A 21,746-nucleotide genomic window follows, 5' to 3' on the forward strand; every position below is an offset into this window, starting at 1 on the left:
CTGGGCAAGCACATGGACGCAATAATCATTGAGGGCTTGAAGGTTGACACGGTCGTAGGCTGCTTCAACTGGGAGCGGCAAATTATTCAGCCTTTAATGCTGGACTTGACCATCCAGACCAGTCTGGAACAGGCATCCAATTCGGATGAACTAGAAGATACACTGAATTATGCTGAAATTTGTGAAATTTCAGCCAAAACAATTCAGGAAGCGCAGCCGAAATTGATCGAACATGCGGCAAAACTGGTGCTGAATGCACTTTTTACTACCTTTCCCGCGGTAGAATCTATTATGATTAGCATCCGCAAGCCTGCCATTATCCCGCAAGCAAATTCTGTAGGAATTCGTCTTGAACGTCACCGAAACGATTTACGCCTTAGCACTGGCGAGCAATAATCAGCCCAAGCAGCACTTTCAAAGTGCAATTGCGAAAATCTCTCTCCTAGGTGAATTAAAGTTCTCCAAAATCTATCTTATTCCGTGCCGTGACGGCATTGGTGCAAATTACTGGAATGCTGCCTGCCTTGTGCAAAGCCGTATGAGTGTTTCAGAAATGACTGCATATTTGAAACAGATGGAAGCGGATTCTGGCCGTATGCGCCCATCGCATAATATTTCTTTAGATGTTGATTTAATTGCATGGGGCAGTGATTTAGCCCACATGCAATTTAATGCTAAAAAAATGCCCTTGGCCTTGGATGTGAAAATCCCGATGCAGGATATTTGGCCAGATCACGCATTTCAGCATGAACAGCATGATTTTCCTGTCGTCACTTGCGCATGATTTTTTAATTTATCCAGCCATTCAATGATGCTGTATTGAGTTTGACCGAAAACGCTTAATGGACTGCATTGGGCGTTTTTTCTTTTTGACTTGGCTGCAAGTTGGATGACTTACACGAGTTGACTTGTTTCTTTTAAGCGTACATTTACACCTTTCTTTATTGATTTTTAAGCGCTGCTTTAGCCCATACCCCAAAGCATTTATTCTTTATCGCTGTTTGAAATCTTCCGAATACACCAGTAAATGCTATGATCAAGTTTCAATATGAAGCCGTAAAGCATGCTATGAATTGGAGTGATCTTATCCAGCATTTTGGCTATTTAGCGATTTTTGCTGGGTCATTTTTTGAAGGTGAAACTGTACTGATGCTCGGTGCATATGCAGTGCATCAGCATTTGATGAACTTTTGGACTTTGATCGCCGCAGCGATGCTGGGCAGCTTTATAGGGGACCAGTTCTATTATCAGCTTGGCCGGCGTTATGGTCAAAAGCTGCTGCAAAACAAACCTGAATTTGCCGAAAAATTTATAAAAGCAAGCCGCTTTATTGACCGTTTTCCCGTGCTTACAATCTTGCTCATGCGTTTTGCATGGGGATTTAGAACGGTGCTTCCGATCGCGGTAGGTGTGAAGGCTTATCCTGTTTGGAAATATATGCTGATTAACGTTGCGGCTTGTTTTATTTGGGCTTGGGTAGTTGTGGCGGCAGGCATTAAAATAACGCATGGACTGCATGTTTTTTGGCGCGCCATGCTGCCGTATGATGAAGAAATTTATACAGTGATTGTGGTTGTTGCCTGTATTGTTGTGTGCCGGCTGGTATATGTCGCAGTTAAAAACAAGAAAAAATGAAGAACAGCTCGACTGAAATTTAAAAATAGGAAAGTAAATAACTTGTCATCAGTTGAGCTTTACTGTGAGCTGGCGGCGTTCTTTTAACGGCGGTTTATCGCATTAAAGCTTCTAAATATGAATTTTATGCATAGTGAATCATTATTAAATATCATTTCATTCATATTTTTTTCTTTTGTAATCTAGTCTGCATTATTTTTAAAACAGTTATTCCTATATTTCGCACAGCACATGGCTTAGCAAATCAGCAGAGAACAGATCAATGAAAAATTTTAATCAAAAAGTCGCTGCCATTACGGGTGCCGGTTCAGGCATTGGCCGGCAATTGGCGCTATTGCTGGCGCAGCAAGGCGCGCATTTAGCATTAAGTGATATGAATGAGCAAGGCTTGGTGGAAACACTGCATCTGCTGAAAGACTATCCTGTAAAAGTCACTTTGACAAAGCTGGATGTCGCCAACCGTGATGCAGTGTATGCATGGGCAGAAAGCAGCTTCAATGAATTTGGTCAGGTCAATCTGATTTTTAACAATGCTGGCGTGGCTTTGGCAAGCACGGTAGAAGGCATGAGCTATGAAGAGCTGGAATGGATTTTCAATATTAATTTTTGGGGCGTGGTCTATGGCACTAAAGCCTTTTTGCCGTATTTAAAGCAGAGCGGAGAAGGCCATATTATCAATACCTCCAGCTTGTTTGGGCTGACAGCGCAGCCGACGCAAAGCGCCTATAACGCAACAAAATTTGCAGTGCGGGGCTTTACCGAAGCTTTACGGCAAGAGCTGGATATGGAAAATTCAGGTGTCAGCGCAACTTCAGTGCATCCAGGCGGCATTCGGACGAACATTGCCAACGCTGCACGGATGAGCGACAGTATCCGTTCTTTGGGCATGAACCCTGAAAAAGCCAGCCGGTCCTTTAATAAAGTGCTGAAAACACCGCCAGAACAAGCTGCAAAAGTGATTTTGGATGCTGTAAAAGACAATAAGGCGCGTGTGCTGATTGGCAATCATGCCAAACTTCTGGATTTGGTACAGCGTATTACACCATCGCATTACGCAAAGGCCATAAATTTATTCACGAAGAAAAAATCGAAAAAGAAATAAGCCTGTTTTTTGCAAAAAAGCCCGCATTCAGCGGGCTTTTTAAGATGGTGATGGATTAAACGTAGTAACTGGTTTTGGTCATCAATTTAGAAATGGCTGTCATGGTAATGCGCACAGGAAGCGGTAAATCAATGCCGCCCGCATTTAATGCAGTGTCGCGGTGATGCAGCTCGTCTTCATTCATTTGCATGAGAATTTTACGTGAGCGTTCATCCTGTTCTGGCAGCTGGCTGATGTGGTGCTGCAAATGCATGCTCACTTGGCGTTCAGTTTCCGCCACAAAGCCTAGGCTGTATTTATCACCGGCAATACCGGCAATAGCGCCCATGCCAAAAGACAGGCTGTACCAGACGGGGTTCAGCAGGCTTGGCACACTGTCCAGCTCTTTTAAACGGTCTTCGCACCATGCCAAATGGTCCTGTTCCTCAATGGCCGCCTGTTCCATTTCTTTACGCACATTCGGCAGTTTTGCCGTTAAGGCTTGTCCGTGGTACAGCGCCTGCGCACAGACTTCACCGCTGTGATTTACCCGCATTAAACCCGCTACATGACGCGCTTCGCTGACTGCCAGCTGCGCTTCAGACTGATTTCCCGGATTTTCACGCTGCGCTGAGGTCGAACCTGGTACTAAGCTGCGCAATGCTTGGTCAAAAGAGTGAATCAGTTTGTCGAGACCTGTATATTGACGCATGGAATTAATCCTCCGATAAGACTTGCGCATTGTTCAGCATCGGCTTTAAACGGCGCAGCAGCCAAAAGCTGAAGATTGCGCTCAGAATTGCCGTGATGCTGAAAAGTATTTTGATATCAATCTTCAGGACACTTAAGATGATGATTGAGAATATAGCAGAAGATACCATGAAAACGGCATTCAAAATATTGTTGGCAGCCACGATCCGCGCACGGTGTGAGCGGGGAGAAAAAGCCTGCATCATGGCGTAGAGCGGCACAATATAGAAACCGCCGCTGATTCCAAGCAAAGTGACTGCGAACATGACATGGTAGTAGCTCCAGCCGCCATGAAAGATTTCATAGAGTCCGAGCAGCTTGCCGCTTTGTTCCGGTACAAAAGCCAAACTGGCCGCCAAATAAAAAGCAAAAAGTGTCAGTCCTATTGCGCCAAACGGCACCATTTTGATATTGACTTCGGTCCCGCCAATTTTACGGCAAAGTAAAGAACCTGCACCGATGCCGACAGAAAAGAAAGTCAGCAGCAGGCTGACCACATTTTCAGAAGCATGCAGATTTTGCTGCGTCAATTGCGGGATTTGGGTGAGGTATGTTGCGCCGTAAAACCAGTACCAAGAATTGCCCAATAAAATAGTGAAGATCAGCGGCAGGCTTTTGGCATATTTTAAGGTTTGAGTGCTGGTGCAGAAAAAGTTCCAGTCAATTTTTAAATCGGCCGATGTGACTTGCTGTTTTAAAATAAATCTGCTGGATAAATAGCCTAAAGCCGCTATGGTGAGTACGGTCACGCTGATCCAGAGCAAATTGCCGTCAGACGAGGAAATGACCGCGCCGCCAAAGATCATGCCGATTAAAATCGCCATAGATGTGCCGGACTGAAACAGGGCATTGCCGGACATCAGCTCATCGGGCTTTAGAATTTCAGGCAGAATTGCGTATTTAATTGGCCCGAAGAACGTTGAATGCGTACCCATCATGAACAGCGCCAGCAGCAGCAGCCATAAATTGCCCATTAAAAAGCCCGCAGTACCAATCAGCATGATGAGAATTTCTGCAATTTTAAGCATTCGTACAAGCTGTGAGCGTTCGTACTTATCTGCAAGCTGTCCTGCGGTCGCAGAGAAAATAAAGTAGGGTAAAATAAACAGCAGCGCTGCTAAATTATTTAAGGTGCTGATGCTTGCGCTTTGCTGCTGAATCCATCCGTAGGTGATAACCAGCAGCAGAGCCTGCTTATATACGTTGTCATTCAATGCCCCAAAGAATTGGGTGAGAAACATAGGCAGAAAACGGCGGGTACTTAGAAGATGTTCACTGTTCTTCATATGATGAGTACTGCAATTAAGTTTTATTAAGAAATGTGATTGTTTGGTAAAACATCGAAAAAAATCATGTAAGATACTTTTAGCCTAGGAATGGTGAAAAACCAATAGATTTAAGTTCTTTAGCTCATAATTCGTTGGTTAAATAGTCCATTACATAAAGAATTTCTTTAGAGTTTGCTATGCCTGCAAAAATAAATTTTAAAAAGACAATGCTTCACCTCAGTATGAGTCACCTCATATACAGGCATCATAGCAATAAACGCTTGTGGATGAGCATCTTTTTAACGCTTATTGCACAGCAAAGCATGGCCCAAACTGACGAAAAAAATACGCCTGTTGCCGATGCGACTCAAGCAGAAATGATTGAGCTGCTAAAGAGTGAAGCTGTAAAGCAAAGTTTAGCTTCGCCTGAAGCCATTCAAAAAATTGAAACATCTCATGAGGCCGAAGCTGAGCCGGACACGATGCAGATGCTTCAGCAGCAGGAGCTTGCCTCAGAGTCTATTGAAGCCTTTAAGCCAATTGAATTTGAAGATTTGCAGGATTTGCCTGTAGAGCCTATCGACCAGAACATGGCCAATGAAATTTTGCAGGTGGCCGAAGGCGCAAAACAAGAAGCGCAAAATTACCGCGCATCACAAAATACAGAAAATACAGTTGCGGATATTACCCAGCAGGAATTGGCGCAAATTAATCAAGCGCCAGTCAATGTGGATCAGCTGATGAGCAGCATCCGCGCAGACAGTGAAATTGTAGCGGCCACCAACGAAGACGCTCAGACTTTGGATACCAGTTTTCCAGATGAGGTGGCTGCAGATGATAAAGAACCGAATTTCTTTAAGCGCTTGCTGTATAAAGTGCGCCCGCCGCGTGAGCTGAATACGGCAAAAGTGCCGCGTATTACTGCCGATGTTGTATTTACAGCATCAGAAAATAACAGTGAAGCATCGAACAAAGCATATGCCGCGGCTTTGGAAAATTTAAAAGCCAATATCAAAGGCAAGTTGTCTAGCTTTACCGTTGAGTCCTATAGTGATTTTCCCTCTGCATTGCCGCAATTAAGAACCTTGTCCAATCAGGCGGCGCAAGCAGTCGGTTTTTACAATGCCGCGTTCAAGTTTGAAAAGGTCAGTGATAATAAGGTTAAAGTCTCTGTCACACCCAATGAACCTGTGCTGGTTAAAGAGCATAATGTTGAGTTCAGCGGTGCAGGCGCAAATCAAGCGCAGTTTCAGGTCATCAGTGTTTTGCCTGATCAGGATGTCGGCGACATTCTTAATCATGGTGCATATGAAGCAACCAAAAACCGGATTACCGAAGCGGCCTCGAATAATGGTTATTTTGACGCTTATTGGCGTCTGCATGATGTCAAAGTTGCACAGCCGCAAAATACCGCAGACATCAATTTACGCTATGAAACCGGCGAGCGCTATAAGCTGGGGAATGTGGAATTCCGCATGAGTGATCCAGCTGCTGAATTTCCGCTTGATCTGGATATTCTTGAGAAACTAGTCACTTGGAAGGAAGGTGCAGATTACACGTTCTGGCGGGTCAATGGTTTAGCCAATAACCTTACCAACTCGCGCTATTTTAATTACACCTTGGTAGATGCGGTCCGGCCGGATCCAATAGAAAAGTCCTTAGAATTGCCGCCTGATATTCAGGCACTGGTCGACCAAAACCAGCTGGAAGAAAGTTCTGCACGCGTGCAGGATAAGAAGGCTGTTGCCTCAGATAAAGAAGTTTCACAGAATGTGGTTGACGAAGACCAGTTTGCAGGCGTGAAAGATCAGGAACAGAATGAAAATTTACGCACGCTGCAAAATACGCAGGATGCCAAAGAGCAGGAGCAGGACGTCTTAAAAGCACAGGCGCGTGAAACGAAAGAAGTGCCGGTGATTGTAACGCTGAATGCCGATAAGCTGAACAGCGCAGAAGTCGGTGCCGGTTTTGGTACAGATACGGGAGCGCGCTTGCGCGGCCAGTACCGCCGTGCAATTGTGAATAAGCGCGGTCATTCTTTTGATGCCAACCTGGAGCTTTCTCAGATCCGCCAGTCTTTGGAAGGGCGCTATAACATTCCCTATAACCATCCGCTGAATGACTATATCAGCTTGGTGGGCGGTTATGAGCGTGAAGAGCGGGATGATGTCGGTCAAAATGTCAATTTAATGATTGAATCTGCAGTTGCCGGCGCAGACCGTGTGATTAAGAATCCGCGCGGCAGCTGGCAGCATACTTTTGGCGTGCGCTACCGATTAGACCGTATTACTCAGGATGGAAGCATTGATCCGAGCGATATTCCAGATGCATTCATGGTGAATAAAAACAACCAGCAGCAGTCGTTGCTGGTGGGGTATGAAGCCTCACGCACCACCAGTGATAAACGGGTCAATCCAAGCAAAGGCTTTAAACAGACTTATAAAATAGAATTGGGCGCAGAAAGCTTATTGTCCGACGCGGATATGGCTATTTTGAACGCGGGCTGGCGCTTTATTTATTCATTGGGTGAAAATGATAATCACCAGTTTGTTGGGCGCAGCGATCTCGGGTATATTTTGACAGAAGACTTTACCAAAGTGCCTTATAATCTGCGCTTCTTTACGGGCGGTGACCAAAGTATCCGCGGTTTTGACTATAAGAGCCTTGCTGCTGAAGAAGGCGGATTTAAAGTCGGCGGTCAGGCTTTGGCCATTGGCTCATTAGAATATAATTATCAATTTAAAGAGGGATGGCGCGCAGCAGTTTTCACTGATTTCGGTAATGCCTATGACAAAGATTTCAATACTGAAACCGCGTACGGTGCAGGCTTGGGAATCCGCTGGGCTTCGCCGATTGGTCCAATCCGCATAGATGTTGCCACAGGGCTTTCAGATGACAATCATCCGATTCGCGTACATTTCTTTATTGGCTCACAATTATAATTTTTAGGGTGATTTAAGCGTTATGGCTGAACAAGAACAGCAGCAAAATCCAGAACCGGAAAATACACCTGACGTATTGCCAAAAAAACGCCGCATTTTGCGCAGCGTTCTGTTGTCACTGCTGTTTATGGTGCTGCTGCTGATTGCCGCATTGGCTGTAATGTTCTCTACAGATAAGGGCAGTAAATTTTTGCTTGACCGTGTATTGGAACGGCAGCAGATCATTCATTATGAATATGAAGGCGGGAATTTATGGCGCGGCATTATACTGCGCAATGTCTTGGTCAGCTTAAAACCCGTAGATGTCAAAATTGACCGTGCAGATGTAACTTTAGGCTGGCGCGCGATTATTAATAAAGAAATTCATTTGAACCGTGCGGATGTGCGTAATCTGCAAATTATTACCAAAACTCCGCCCAGCGATGAGCCGTTTAAATTCAGTGAAATCCGGCTGCCATTTGTTTTGCGTGTAGACAGCGCTGATGTAGACCACATGGTGATTAAAACCCATGCAGCCAGTGTTAATTTTGAAGATATTCAGCTCAATGAAGGGCTATGGTCAGGTACAGAGCTGAAATTTGAAAACTCGCGCATGAATATGGGCTACTTAAGCGTGCGCAATGCCGCAGGCAAGATGAAATTTGAAGGAAAATATCCTTTAAGCGCTACAGGTATTGTGAATTTACCCTCTTTAAATCACAGTTTGAATGTTAAAGATATTGCTGTAAATGCCCAAGGCACCCTAGATACCATACAGGCTGGTGTGGCGACTTATACTCCTGATATGCTGACCGGCTGGGCGGTGGTTCACCCTATGCGCCCGCATGTTCCCATGCAGGGCGAATTAAAGTTTAAAAACTATCATTTGCCGTTATTGACTGAGCAGAAACTGTTTATCAAAAAAGGTGTAGGTAAATTTAATGGCAATGTTGAGCGTTTAGATTTAAATGTCATTACAGATTTGACGGGCGTGAATATCCCTACGGGCCAGTACAATGCCTTGATGCATACCGATTTAGTCCATCAGCTGAATATTGATAATCTGAATGGTCAGCTGATGAAAGGCGCCGTGAACTTATCAGGCATGGTGAGCTGGAAAGATCACGTCACTTGGGATATGCAAGGCCGTTTGGACAAGCTGGATCCTAAAGATAAGCTAATTCCGCAAGTGGTACAGGATTTCTTGCCTCCAAGCGTGGATGCTGAAATTGCATCTAAAGGCACATTGGAAAAAGGCATGCATTTAACGGCGCTGGTTGACTTTGACCGTTATGAAACATGGAATATCAAGCTCGATCAAGATCCGGAAAAGAACAAAAAAGCGCAGCCGATGCTGCTGGATGTATCTTGGAAAAATATTGACCGTGCAGTGCCGTATGTCGGATGGCTCAGCAGTGAATCGGGCAATGCTGAACTTGCATTAGTTGCTGATCAGCAGAATATTCATGTGGCCACTAAAGTTGCGCGCCATGAAAAAGGCATGCTGCCGGCGGGCATGTATCAGGCGCAGCTGAATTTAAAAAATAATAATTTGAACGTGCCGAGTTTCAGTTATATCGCAGATAAAGGTCAATTGACTGGACAGGCTGTGGTTCAATTGCCGACTGACAAGCGTCAGCTGAAATGGAATGCGCTGCTGAATGCCAAAGACTTCAACCCGCAGACAGTTGCTGCAGCCGCGCCTGTAGACCGCGTGAATGGTTTAATCAGAGCCAATGGCTATGCTAAGCCAAATCAGCAGATTATTCATCTGAGCGCAATTGATTTAACAGGCCGCTTAGCTGCGCAAAATGAAACGGTACGTTTAACCGGCACCAGTACAGCGGCTTTGCTTTTCCATGATGTAAAAGCTGGGGGCGGTTTTAAAAGTTTTGCAGTCAATTACGACGGCAATTTAGTCGCAAGCCAAATTGAAGCCAGTAAAGGTCTTTTAAAGCTTCGGATTTCAGGCACCCCTGAGCTGATTAATGTGGCTGAATTACAGCATGACGGTGTGGCGGGGTAAAATTCTTGCCAGCGGTTTAGTGAATTTGAAAAAWGGMATCGGCTGGGATRTBAATGCAWCACTGGTAAGGTTCAAACCGCATTACTTTGCTTCAAATGTCCGAGGAGAACTGTCTGGGACATTGAAAACTCAAGGCTTATGGTCTGACGCGTTAAAACGCATTCAAATCCAGCGCTTAAATTTGGCAGGCATGATCAACAACAAGCCTGTACGCGGCAAAGGCAATTTGGCATTGGTGATTAATTCAAACCAAAAAGGTTTTATGCCGCAGCAGTTTGAAGCCAATGACCTATTCCTTGCTTATGCCAGCAACCAAATTCAGGCAACAGGCAATGCGCAAAATTTACGTTTAAAAATTAATGCGCCTGCGCTGTATGAGCTTTATAGCGGCTTGCGCGGCCGTGCTTATGGCTATTTAAACATGCAAGTTCAGCCACGCTTGCAAGCTTCTGCCAATTTAGCGGTTGATAATTTTGGTTTCAATAATCTGTTCAGCATAAAAAAAATGCGTGTTCAAGGTGAATTGCCGACCTCGCAAACTTCGCCAGCTTTAATGGTTGCACGAATGGAAGGCTTGCGCAGCGGCACGCGTGAAATTCAGCAGGGTGAAATTTCTTTGGCAGGCACGCGTAATGCCCATGTCTTAAAAATTAATGCAGAAAATAAACTGTCAAAATTTAAAGTCCAATTTGCAGGCGGATTTAATGCTCAAAACAATTGGTTGGGGCAAATTCAAAAAGGTGATTTTGACTCTTTGCGTACACGGTTGGTGCAGCGTCAAAATGCATCAATTATTTATACTTCAGCGCAGTCTGACTTATTTATTGGTGCGCATTGCTGGATGAGCCAGCAAAGTGAGCTTTGTTTTGATCAGCCGATACGGGTCAATCCAAACCGCGGCAATGTTTCGTTCATTACCCGAAATTTAGACCTGAATGACTTTGCTGCATTTATGCCTGAAGGTTTAGCCATTACCGGCAAGGTCAATGGCTATGCCAAAGCGTCTTGGGCCAAAGGCGCACGTCCTAAAATTGATGCGCGTTTACTGACGCGTGACGGTGTTGTAGGGTTGGCGGCAGAAGATCCTCAGTATCTTGGCTCGACCATGAAATATGATGAAGTTAGCTTGATTGCAAAAAGTGTCGCTGAAGGCCTGCAGATTCGACTGGATACGAAAGCGCCGGATATTGGTACGGGCTATGCCAATGTCATTATCGATCCTTATAAAGACAGCAAGCCGATGCGTGGAGAGGTTGCATTTAACCAAGTGCAGTTAAAAGTCTTGAAGCCATTTATTCAAGATGTTCGTTCCATGGGCGGGACGTTGTCTTATGCTGGGAAAATCAGCGGAACTCTGACCAGCCCATTAATGGAAGGCGATGTTCGAATTAAAGACGGTTCCATCAGCATGATTTCGTTGCCCGTGAATCTGACCAATATTCAGCTTTATTCTGCTGTGCGTCAAAATCACGCAACCATTAACGGCGCGTTTAACAGCGGTCAAGGTGTGGGTAAATTAACAGGCAATGTGGATTGGAAAGACGAACCTCGGATACAGCTGCAGTTAAAAGGTCAAAATTTGCTGATCCGTCAGGCGCCGCTGATTACCGCATTAGTTACGCCGGATTTAAGTTTGGATGTGCAGCCATTTAAGAAAAGATTGTCACTATCTGGTTCTGTAGATGTGCCGCGTGCATTGATTTCAATGCCTGAAGCCTCCCAGCCAGTGGTGAACGTCTCCTCTGATGTACGCATTGTGCATGAAGGTGATAACCAGCTGGAAGTTTTAAGGTCGGCACGCCCTTGGGATATACGTGCAGATGTTGCCGTTAGCTTAGGCAGACAAGTCATCTTCCAAGGTTTTGATAGCCGCATTCCGTTAATTGGCCGTTTAAACCTGTCTCAACGCGGTTTGGAAACAGCCATGCGCGCCAATGGCGCGATTGGTGTGCCGCAGCGCGTTAAAATTGAGGCTTATGGCCAAAGCTTGGATTTGAATCGAGCGATTGCGCGTTTCAATGGGCCATTGGCAAATCCGACGTTAGATATTGATGCCAATAAATCCGTTCAGGGCAGTACAGTAGGTTTTCGTGTTACTGGCACTGTATCCAGTCCGAATATTCAAGTGTATAACGATGCTGGCTTGTCTGAGCAGGAAGCGCTGAATGCCTTAATCACAGGCCGCATTAATGAGGGCAGCAGCGGCTTGAGCCAATCAGAAGGCTTCAAGTCTGATGTGAATAATACTATTGCTGCTGCAGGGATCAGCATGGGCTTGGGCGGCACACGCGCTTTAACCAACCAGATTGGCCGTACTTTTGGTCTAAGCGGTTTGGCGCTTGATGCACAAGGAACGGGTGATGATACGCAGGTTTCTGTGACGGGCTATATTACCCCAGACTTATTTATTCGTTATGGCGTGGGTGTGTTTACACCGGTCAATAAACTGACTTTGCGCTATCAGATGAATCAGCGGCTGTATTTAGAGGCGAGCCAGTCTTTAGAGCGTGCAATTGACTTATTCTATAATTGGCGTTTTTAATGCATCGTGCTTGAATTAAAAGCAATCTTCGGATTGCTTTTTTTTGCTTTATAAAAGCATTTAAAAAATAAGGCTTAGTCTTTAAATGTCTCATTCAGTGCAGCTTGCACAGCATCCACCCGAGATTTGCAGGCTTTATAAGCTTGCATGGATTCCTCGACTATTTTCATTAAATTATCAATATCAGGCTCTTGCTGTTCTTCTAAAAGCGCTGCATTTTTCTTTAAAAGTTCATAGCCTTCTTTAAAGCTTAAAGTGTCTTTAACTTTGCTCATGAGCTGCTTCCTTTATTGGGCTGAATTAAGCGGATATCGGCATCTACAATGCCGTCCTGCAATTCAATTTGGATGGATGGGGATTCAGGGCTCAGCTGCTGTGCGGCGCTGACGGTATGGCCTTGCTGGCGTACAATGGCATAGCCTTTGGCTAAAACATGTTGCGGATTTTGCAGCAGTGTTTCGCGCATAAGGGCTTCAATTTGATGCTGTGAAAGTTTAAGGTTCTGCTGCGCATAGTGGTGCGTTTGGTCTTTTATGTGCAGCAGCTGCGCATGGGTATTGGCAATTTGGTTTTTAGATATAGTTTCAATCATTTTCAGCAGCTGATCATTTTGGTTTTGATACGCTGCAATTTGGTGCTTGGACAGCAATTGAATGTTTTGCCTGAATTCCAAAACTTCTTGCACCCGCAAAGCAATATGATGCCGTATGCCTGCAATGACCTTGCTGGGCGTATCAAAAGAGCGGTTGGCAATTTCATCTAAAATTGTACGGTCTTTCTCATGGCCGATACCCACCCAAATGGGTACTGTGCGTTTGCAAAGCAGTGCTGCTAAATCAAAATCGTTTAAGTAGGCCAAATCATTGACTGCGCCGCCGCCGCGGATGATCACGATTAAATCGGGCGGGGACGCATAGTCCGCTGCCCATTGACGCAGGCCTTGCCCCAAGGTGGCCATAATACTTTGCGCTGCCGTATTGCCTTGAAAAGTGGCGTTGTGATAAACAAAGCTGCATACGGCGGCCTGCTGGAGGTCATCGGCATCTTTCTTAAAATCACCTAAACCAGCAGCCTGTTCAGGCGCAATCACCAAGACCTGCTGAATATCAAAAGGAGGCGGCAAAAGCTTATTCTTATGAAGCAGGTTTTCAGCGTCCAGCTGCTGAACAATTTGCTGATAGCGTTTTGCGATATCACCCAGCGTATAGCTTGAGTCAATTTCTTCGATATTGACAGAGAACCCATATTGCGGGTCAAAGCGCGCCTTGATTTTAATCAGTACATTTAAGTCACGGCCGAACTCAATTCCGCTTTCACGTTCAAATTTTCCAACAATTTTGGCGCTAGAAAACTTCCAAATCGTTGCTTTGCAGCTGGCAATGACTTTGTCGCTGCTGGATTCTTTTTCTGCCAGCTCAATATAATAATGGCCGCCTTTAATATTTAAATTGCGGATTTCAGCCTTAACCCATACCGCATCATCAAAAGCCAGCTTAATGACTTCTTGAACGGCAGACAGGTATTCACTCAGCGAAAGCTGTAAATCAGACATGGAGATATGAAGTAAAATTCATGAAAATAATACTAAAATTATAGACGCTTTTAACTGAATGGAAAGCTGGAAATTTGTAGGCTTTATCTTCAGTCGTTATTTAGCCGCACAATTGGAAATCAAGCGAAGTAATTAAGCAGGGTCGAAGCTTGAATATTGCATTTAAGGCGCTTAGGTGACGAACTATTTCCATGAATAAAATGACAAATAGGCAATGATCTTTTATAGTGCAGCCATGTAGGAGATTTTCATGAAAAAGTTACTTGCTTTATCTGTTTTGATTGCACTGACTGGTTGTGCAGAGAAAAACCCGTTGACGCCAGAAGAGCAATGGCAGGGCTATTGCCGCAGTGTGGGCAATGCTGCACGCACCATTATGCTGGACCGTCAAAATGCGATTCCTAAAGCGCAGGCTGTAGAACATGCGGGCAAAATTGAAGATGAAACCACAAAGAACTTTATTATCAGCATTATTGATGAAGTTTATGCATTGCCGGAAGCGTCAATTAAAGGCGATGTAGAAGCTTCCCGTGAAAAAATCCGCAGTGAATTTACAGAAAAATGCATTGCGGCGCCGCACGATGAAATGCCGGATTATAAACCGTTCTAATGAACGGTTTTTTTCTGTCTAAGTCTAAATAGCCTAAGCAGCATACGAAATACAACTTGTGACAAATCTCTAAATCTAAAATGTAGAAAAGCTTATCTTTTTAATGAATAATAAATTTAGAACAAAATAAAAGAGGGGCAAGCAAATGGATGTTGTTGGCTATATGCATCATGCAGATTTACTCTTGGAAGATGAACAGGGCGTTGCGATTATTGGCGGCGGAAATTATGTATTAAGTATTGGGGATCGGGTATTTTTGAAACGTCAGCTTGATGGCGCAGACTCCCGCTACATTATTGAAATTTCATTTGCCAGTAATCAGTATCAGGGCTTATTTGAAGACCAGTGCCAAATGAAATTCAGCGGCAATCGGGCAGAATTAAGCCAATATTTAACAGCGACAACTGTCCACTAAGGTGGAATATATTTTTTGATACAAACAAGGCAACATGAAGTTGCCTTTTTTATGGCGAGAATTCAGTTAAAAGTTAAATTTCTGCTAAAAAATGTACGGTAAGCTTAAGATTTGATTATTGATTAATCAAAACGCCATCATTTAGTTGCTAAATAATGGACATCATGAAGAAACACTCTAGTTGCATTAACTTTTAACTGGAATTTTAGTAAAATTAAGCAGTCCATATTATTTGCGAAGCCTGAGAATGGCTGGAATTCGCAGGTAATTTTTTAAAAAAGAGGAATAAACCGTGCTAGAAGCTTACCGCCAACACGTTGAAGAACGTGCCGCACTCGGAGTCCCGCCGAAGCCACTTGATGATGTTCAAACAGCAGCATTAGTTGAATTATTAAAAAATCCACCAGCTGGCGAAGAAGCATTCTTAGTTGACTTGCTTGAAAACCGTGTACCAGCGGGTGTTGACCAAGCTGCTTATGTTAAAGCTGCATTTTTAGCTGCTTTGGCTAAAGGCGAAGCGACTTCTCCACTAGTTACTAAAGAACGTGCGGTTTACTTACTGGGTACTATGCTTGGTGGTTATAACGTTGCTCCTTTAGTTGCTCTTCTTGATGATGCAGAGCTTGCTGAATTAGCTGCTGAAGCGCTGAAGAAAACTCTTCTTGTATTTGATGCGTTCCATGACGTTGCTGATAAAGCAAAAGCTGGCAATGCAAATGCACAAGCTGTTATGCAGTCTTGGGCTGATGCTGAATGGTTCACTAGCCGCAAAGACGTTCCTGAAGAAATCAAACTGACTGTTTTCAAAGTAACTGGCGAAACAAACACAGACGACTTGTCACCTGCACAAGACGCTTGGAGCCGTCCAGATATCCCATTGCATGCAAATGCAATGCTGAAAAACGAACGTGATGGCATCAATCCTGAAAAACCAGGTGAAGTTGGTCCATTAAACCAAATTAAAGCGCTTATCGCGAAAGGCAACCAAGTCGCTTACGTAGGTGACGTTGTTGGTACTGGTTCTTCTCGTAAGTCTGCAACTAACTCAGTTCTTTGGTTCTTTGGCGATGACATTCCGCACATCCCGAACAAAAAAGACGGCGGCTACTGCTTAGGTTCTAAAATTGCTCCAATTTTCTTCAATACAATGGAAGATGCTGGTGCGTTACCTGTAGAGATCGATGTTCAAAACATGAACATGGGCGACGAAATTACGCTTAAGATTGATCACGCTGCTGCTAAAGTAACTGCGTTCAAAGACGGCGCTCAAATCGCTGAATCTGAACTTAAAACTCCAGTGCTTCTTGACGAAGTCCGTGCAGGTGGCCGTATCAACCTAATCGTTGGCCGTGGTTTGACGACTAAAGCACGTGAAGCTTTAGGTCTTCCAGTTTCTACATTGTTCCGTGTTCCTGTTCAGCCTGCTGCTACTGGCAAAGGCTTTACTCAAGCACAGAAAATGGTTGGCCGCGCTTGTGGTCTTCCTGAAGGTCAAGGTGTACTTCCTGGTACTTACTGTGAACCTAAAATGACAACTGTTGGTTCGCAGGATACAACAGGTCCAATGACTCGTGACGAATTGAAAGACTTGGCTTGCCTAGGCTTCTCTGCTGACCTTGTTATGCAGTCATTCTGCCATACAGCCGCTTATCCAAAGCCAGTTGACGTTCAAATGCAGCACACGCTTCCTGATTTCATCATGAACCGTGGCGGTGTGTCTTTACGCCCAGGTGACGGTATTATTCACTCTTGGTTAAACCGTATGTTAATGCCGGATACTGTTGGTACAGGCGGTGACTCACATACTCGTTTCCCAATCGGTATTTCATTCCCTGCGGGTTCTGGTCTTGTAGCGTTCGCTGCAGCGACTGGCGTTATGCCGCTGGATATGCCTGAATCTGTACTTGTTAAGTTCAAAGGTAAAATGCAGCCTGGTATCACGCTACGTGACCTTGTACATGCAATTCCTTACTATGCGATTCAAGCGGGTGACTTAACTGTAGAGAAGAAAGGTAAGAAAAACATTTTCTCTGGCCGTATCCTTGAGATCGACCTTCGTGAAATGGAAACTGACCTGACTGTTGAGCAAGCGTTCGAATTATCTGATGCTTCTGCTGAACGTTCTGCTGCTGGCTGTTCTATCACGCTTTCAGAAGAGAAAGTTGCTGAATACCTGAAATCAAACATCACGATGTTGAAGTGGATGATTTCTGAAGGTTATGGCGATGCCCGTACTATGGCGCGCCGTGTTGAGAACATGGAAAAATGGTTGGCTAATCCATCACTTCTTCAAGCTGATGCTGACGCTGAATACACGAAAGTGTATGAAATCGATCTTGCTGACATTAAAGAACCTGTTCTTTGCTGCCCGAATGACCCAGATGACGCTAAATTGCTTTCTGACGTTCAAGGCGTGAAAATTGACGAAGTATTCGTTGGTTCTTGTATGACTAACATCGGTCACTTCCGCGCAACTGGTAAGTTGTTAGAGAAAGTTCCTGGTGGCGTATTGTCTACTCGTCTTTGGATTGCTCCTCCAACTCGTATGGATGAGCGTCAATTGATGGAAGAAGGTTTCTACAACATCTATGGTAAAGCTGGCGCGCGTACTGAAATGCCGGGCTGTTCATTGTGTATGGGTAACCAAGCGCGTGTAGCGCCGAACACAACTTGTGTATCGACTTCTACTCGTAACTTCCCGAACCGTCTAGGTCAAGGCGCTAACGTTTACTTAGCTTCTGCTGAACTTGCATCTGTTGCTGCTGTATTGGGTAAATTACCTTCTCCAGAAGAATACCAACAGTATGCAGCTCAAATTGACAGCATGTCTGCTGACATCTATCAATACTTAAGCTTCGACAAAATGGGCGACTATACTGACGCTGCTAAAGATGTTGATACGAAGAAAATTGCTGCTGCTCAGTTGACTTAATTCTTTGTTAATTAAGCAATAAGCGGTATAAGATAAGGGCTGAGTAATCAGCCCTTATTTTTTGAGTATAAAAATGAAAAAATATCTAATGGTGAGAAGTCCCGAAGCCTTAATAACTGAAAGCAAAATTGGATATGGGTGGAAACATATCAATTTTTCCGAGCATGAAAATACAAAAAGTTTAATAAAAGAAATTATTGATAAAAATGGCTCTATTGGTCGTATGAAAAATCAAGTGATCAATTTTTTTAGCTTGAAAGAAGAAGATATTGTTTTAGTTCCCGTAAGAAAATCTGTAATTATTGCAAAAGTTTTGGGAGGGAAGTTTTATGAGTGTGACTTTAGAAGTGGTCATGGTGCAAATCAAATTATGGTTGAGTATTTCAAGAAAGACGGAAAAGTGATTAAAATTCCAAGATCTAGATTGAAACAAAACTTAGAAAGTAGATTAAAGCTAAGAACAACAATTGCTGACTTAAGTAAGTTTGCACCTGAAATAGATGAGCTATTAAAAAATATAAATATCTATGGGGATTTTAATATAACTGATGTTTTTCAAGAAAAAATTGAGAACTCTATTATTGCGTTTAAAAATGAATTATTGAAATCTTTGAGAAAAGGAAATACACGTTTAAAAGCAGGTGGTCGTGGTTTAGAAGAGTTAGTCCAAGAGCTATTGGAAATTCAAGGCTATTCTCAAGTAGATATTCTTGCTAAGCAAAATGGAATAGGGAAGTCTGATGTTGACATTCAGGCAGTATCTGAAAATAATCCTTTTTTGAAAGATCTTTTAGTTCAGGTAAAACATCATGATGGAATAACTGGTAAGAAAGCGATTGATCAATTAATTACGTACGAAAAAGAAGAAGCTATAGATGCATATAAATGGGTAATAACTACAGGTAATATTTCAGATGATACTAAGAATTATGCTGAGAAGCATCAAATTAGCATCATGGAAGGTGATGAGTTTGTAGATTGGATATATACAAATTTAGATAAATTAAAAATATCAACAAAAGAAAGTTTAGGAATTATAGAGGTTCCAAAATTAAGTTGGTTATAGTTTTTAGACAATATACATATTTTGAATTGGATTTCAATTCTGGCGTTTGGAAAAAAGATTCACATTTTCAAACTTAATATTTATAGCAATTCGCTTTACTTTACACTGAACGAAATAAATCGTTTAATCTCCACATTAAAAAGTGATTTAGAAAGTTGATGTATCAATGGCTAAACAATCCCGCTTCCTCTGCATTGGTGGTTTCCTCAACGGAACTCAAGTCAAAGACCAAGGCGACAGTTTTGTCTGTGTCGAAAAGTCTAAGAATGTGACTTATTTCAAAAAAGAAATCTTCCATCCAGATGCTTGGGATCATGATTACTATGTCTGTGAGACCACAACAGATAAGCAAGCAAGAAATTGGGTGTATGATATCGAATAAACTTAATTCTTCCCTAAGTTAGACCAAGATTTACTTGGTCTGATTTTTAATCTTTAATATATGTATTTTAGAAAAAATACTATTTGTACAAATAAAGTCTATAAATTACATATTCATATATTTCTATCTATTCATTGTTGATTATTCTGTTTAAAATTAAGTAAATAAGCATCATTGGATATCGTATGAATTATCAATTCGATGCATTCATGACCATAGTTGCCGCAGTTGCAGTGCTATTGGTTGGTTATGTATTTGTTAATAAAGTCAGCATTTTAAAAAAATACAACATTCCCGAACCAGTTGCAGGCGGCCTCGTTGCGGCTGCCATCACATATATATTGTTTAAAAGTTCAAATATTACCGTCAACTTTGACACCACAATTCAGCAAATATTCATGCTGATGTTTTTTACTTCTGTTGGTTTGAGCGCGAGTTTGGTTAAGCTTAAAGAAGGCGGTAAATCTCTGCTGGTATTCTTGGTTTGTGTGGTCATTTTTGTACTGCTGCAAAATGTTGTCGGTATTAGCCTTGCTAAAGCACTCGGTTTAGATCCGCTTATTGGTCTAATTACAGGTTCTGTCACTTTAACAGGCGGGCACGGCACGGCAGGGGCATGGGGAATCATTTTTGAGCAGGAGCATGGCGTACAAGGCGCTATTGCTTTGGGGATGGCCAGCGCAACTTTTGGCTTGGTCATTGGCGGTATGATGGGCGGGCCAGTTGCTAAGTTTCTCATTCGCCGCTATAAACTGGCTGAAGAAATATCTCCTGAAACGGGCAGGAATGAAGCGCCGCCGGCATCTCAAACGGCACCGTTTGAGTTCCCGGAAAAGACCCGTTTAATTACGGCCGATGATGCTGTAAAAACGATGGGAATGTTCGCCATCTGTATCAGTTTTGCTTATTTCATGACTGCTGTGGCTAAAGGTCAATGGTTTGAATTGCCGACATTTGTATGGGCGCTGATGTGCGGTGTGATTCTGCGTAATATTTTAGAACACGGCTTAAAGGTTCAGGTTTTTGAACGCTGTATTGATGTCTTTGGCAATGCATCCTTGGCGCTGTTTTTAGCGATGGCATTAATGTCATTGCAATTATGGCTGCTGGCGGATTTGGCAGGGCCTTTGGTGATTATCCTGATTGTTCAGACCATATTCTTGGCGCTCTATTTGTACTTTGTGACCTTCCGCATCATGGGTAAAAATTACGATGCCGCAGTGCTGTGCGCGGGCCAATGCGGTGTTAATTTAGGGGCAACACCGACAGCAATCGCTAATATTCAAGCTGTAACCAATACTTATGGGGCATCCCATAAAGCCTTTTTGATTATTCCGCTGACCGGTGCATTTTTTGTGGATATTGTGAATGCCTTTGTTATCCAATTTTCAATTGGCATACTGAGTTAATGTTAATTGATCAGTAGATCAAGAGAAGCGCCTTAGGGCGCTTTTTTTATTCGTAAAAATATTTTGCAATTCAAGTGACTAAAAACGGCAGTAGCCACCATTTTAAGTAAATCGTGAAATGACTATAATGCCCAAAATTTCAACATAATGATAAATCACAATGATTAAAAACTTTTTACTGATGCTGAGTATTAGTGCATTTTCCGCAAATCTTTATGCTGCGGAATATTCTAAAGAATTGATTGCAAGCGCTCAAAAGGGTAATGCTCAGGCGCAATATGAACTGGGACAATTGATTTACCACGGCAAAGGCACTGCTAAGGATAAAAATACCGGTTTTGCTTGGATGCTTGAGTCTGCTGAAAAAGGCTATGAACCTGCACAAGTCAGTGTAGGTGAATCCTATTATTGGGGGATTGGTACAATAAAAGATAAGTTTAAAGCGGTGGAATGGTATCAAAAAGCCAGTGCGCAAAAATCTGTAAACGGTATTTATCTTTTATCTCAAGCTTATGCAAAGGGCAGCGGCGTACAGCAGAATATAGCTAAAGGTAATCAATTGCGCCTGCAGGCTGCAGAATTAGGCTATGTCCCAGCAATGATTGATTTAGCGCAGGCATACAATACGGGTCAAAGTGAAAGCAACACTGTTAAAGATTTAAAAAAATCATTTTATTGCTATGAAAAAGCTGCAGATACAGGCGATCGGGATGCAATGCTGAATCTAGGCGTGATGTATGAAGAAGGCGATGGCACGGCTCAAGACAATACCAAAGCACTTAAATATTATTTGGCGGCAGCTCAAAAAGGCGAATCTTTGGCTCAATTTAATATTTGCCGATTCTATTTTTATGGTACACATCCTTTAAAGCGGGATTTTACGAGCGCATTTAAGTGGTGCAGCGCATCAGCTCAGCAAGATGAATATTATAACAAATTGTTCCTTGGCCGTATGTATGCACAGGGTTTAGGCGTAAAAAAAGATTAGGCCATGGCGGTTAAATGGTACAAGCAAGTAAGTGATGAAGATGAAGCGGCAGAATTTTTAGCATCTGCTAAATAGATATCACACAGCATTATAGCTGTTTCAGCGTGGAGTTTTAGGCTAAGCAATTGGCGTAACACTTCATATAGGAATTAGCTTGCCGATTAACCGG

At 43.1% G+C, this 21,746-nt stretch carries 16 protein-coding genes and 1 pseudogene; 13 read left to right on the forward strand and 4 right to left on the reverse strand.

Annotated elements, in window-relative coordinates:
* Positions 1-12 precede the first annotated feature (12 nt).
* The 4 genes from folB to AZH43_RS16420 all read left to right on the forward strand — a co-directional run bounded on the left by folB (position 13) and on the right by AZH43_RS16420 (position 2,737).
* Entirely contained in the window at positions 13-396 is a 384-nt protein-coding gene (gene folB, locus AZH43_RS16405; protein ID WP_067672020.1) for a dihydroneopterin aldolase, read from the forward strand.
* Positions 350-784, forward strand: a complete 435-nt coding sequence (locus tag AZH43_RS16410; RefSeq protein ID WP_067672024.1) for a 2-amino-4-hydroxy-6-hydroxymethyldihydropteridine diphosphokinase — start codon at positions 350-352, stop codon at positions 782-784. The genes folB and AZH43_RS16410 overlap by 47 nt, the downstream gene beginning before the upstream one ends.
* 284 nt (positions 785-1,068) lie before the next feature.
* Positions 1,069-1,635: a DedA family protein gene (locus tag AZH43_RS16415; RefSeq protein ID WP_227509839.1), complete on the forward strand. Its 567-nt coding sequence runs from the start codon at positions 1,069-1,071 to the stop codon at positions 1,633-1,635.
* A 262-nt stretch (positions 1,636-1,897) separates the two neighbouring features.
* Complete coding sequence (locus AZH43_RS16420) at positions 1,898-2,737, forward strand: SDR family NAD(P)-dependent oxidoreductase (protein WP_067672027.1); 840 nt, start codon at positions 1,898-1,900, stop codon at positions 2,735-2,737.
* Between the two features lie 55 nt (positions 2,738-2,792).
* On the opposite strand, the gene coq7 is transcribed toward AZH43_RS16420, so the two are convergent.
* Both coq7 and AZH43_RS16430 read right to left on the reverse strand, forming a co-directional pair.
* Positions 2,793-3,428 carry a 2-polyprenyl-3-methyl-6-methoxy-1,4-benzoquinone monooxygenase gene (gene coq7 / locus AZH43_RS16425; RefSeq protein WP_067672030.1) on the reverse strand — a complete coding sequence of 212 codons (636 nt, stop codon included), beginning with the start codon at positions 3,426-3,428 and terminating at the stop codon, positions 2,793-2,795.
* A gap of 4 nt (positions 3,429-3,432) precedes the next feature.
* Complete coding sequence (locus AZH43_RS16430; protein ID WP_067672033.1) at positions 3,433-4,752, reverse strand: MFS transporter; 1,320 nt, start codon at positions 4,750-4,752, stop codon at positions 3,433-3,435.
* Between the two features lie 179 nt (positions 4,753-4,931).
* Between AZH43_RS16430 and AZH43_RS16435 the strand changes: the two genes are divergently transcribed.
* Complete coding sequence (locus AZH43_RS16435; protein WP_067672037.1) at positions 4,932-7,676, forward strand: autotransporter assembly complex protein TamA; 2,745 nt, start codon at positions 4,932-4,934, stop codon at positions 7,674-7,676.
* Positions 7,677-7,698: 22 nt separating this feature from the next.
* Positions 7,699-12,223, forward strand: a pseudogene (locus AZH43_RS16440) (translocation/assembly module TamB domain-containing protein).
* A gap of 74 nt (positions 12,224-12,297) precedes the next feature.
* Here AZH43_RS16440 and xseB read toward each other — a convergent pair.
* The gene (xseB, locus tag AZH43_RS16445) at positions 12,298-12,498 is read right to left on the reverse strand and encodes an exodeoxyribonuclease VII small subunit (protein ID WP_067672040.1); all 201 of its coding nucleotides are present in this window, start codon (positions 12,496-12,498) and stop codon (positions 12,298-12,300) included.
* On the reverse strand, positions 12,495-13,775 hold the full coding sequence (gene xseA / locus AZH43_RS16450; protein ID WP_067672044.1) for an exodeoxyribonuclease VII large subunit: 1,281 nt from the start codon (positions 13,773-13,775) through the stop codon (positions 12,495-12,497). Before xseA ends, xseB begins: the two co-directional genes overlap by 4 nt.
* Before the next feature lie 250 nt (positions 13,776-14,025).
* Between xseA and AZH43_RS16455 the strand changes: the two genes are divergently transcribed.
* The 7 genes from AZH43_RS16455 (at position 14,026) to AZH43_RS16485 (ending at position 21,577) form a co-directional block, all read left to right on the forward strand.
* On the forward strand, positions 14,026-14,385 hold the full coding sequence (locus AZH43_RS16455; protein WP_067672048.1) for a hypothetical protein: 360 nt from the start codon (positions 14,026-14,028) through the stop codon (positions 14,383-14,385).
* A gap of 145 nt (positions 14,386-14,530) precedes the next feature.
* Positions 14,531-14,800 carry a hypothetical protein gene (locus AZH43_RS16460; RefSeq protein WP_067672051.1) on the forward strand — a complete coding sequence of 90 codons (270 nt, stop codon included), beginning with the start codon at positions 14,531-14,533 and terminating at the stop codon, positions 14,798-14,800.
* A gap of 292 nt (positions 14,801-15,092) precedes the next feature.
* Positions 15,093-17,732 (forward strand): bifunctional aconitate hydratase 2/2-methylisocitrate dehydratase, encoded by a 2,640-nt coding sequence (locus AZH43_RS16465; RefSeq protein ID WP_067672054.1) that lies wholly within the window; start codon positions 15,093-15,095, stop codon positions 17,730-17,732.
* A 73-nt stretch (positions 17,733-17,805) separates the two neighbouring features.
* Positions 17,806-18,798 carry a restriction endonuclease gene (locus tag AZH43_RS16470; RefSeq protein ID WP_067672057.1) on the forward strand — a complete coding sequence of 331 codons (993 nt, stop codon included), beginning with the start codon at positions 17,806-17,808 and terminating at the stop codon, positions 18,796-18,798.
* A gap of 166 nt (positions 18,799-18,964) precedes the next feature.
* Complete coding sequence (locus AZH43_RS16475; protein WP_005009254.1) at positions 18,965-19,180, forward strand: hypothetical protein; 216 nt, start codon at positions 18,965-18,967, stop codon at positions 19,178-19,180.
* Between the two features lie 185 nt (positions 19,181-19,365).
* Positions 19,366-20,589 carry a sodium/glutamate symporter gene (gene gltS, locus AZH43_RS16480; protein ID WP_067672060.1) on the forward strand — a complete coding sequence of 408 codons (1,224 nt, stop codon included), beginning with the start codon at positions 19,366-19,368 and terminating at the stop codon, positions 20,587-20,589.
* Positions 20,590-20,749: 160 nt separating this feature from the next.
* On the forward strand, positions 20,750-21,577 hold the full coding sequence (locus AZH43_RS16485; RefSeq protein ID WP_067672063.1) for a tetratricopeptide repeat protein: 828 nt from the start codon (positions 20,750-20,752) through the stop codon (positions 21,575-21,577).
* The last annotated feature ends 169 nt before the right edge of the window (positions 21,578-21,746 follow it).

This window comes from Acinetobacter pragensis, from assembly GCF_001605895.1.
Taxonomy (GTDB): domain Bacteria; phylum Pseudomonadota; class Gammaproteobacteria; order Pseudomonadales; family Moraxellaceae; genus Acinetobacter; species Acinetobacter pragensis.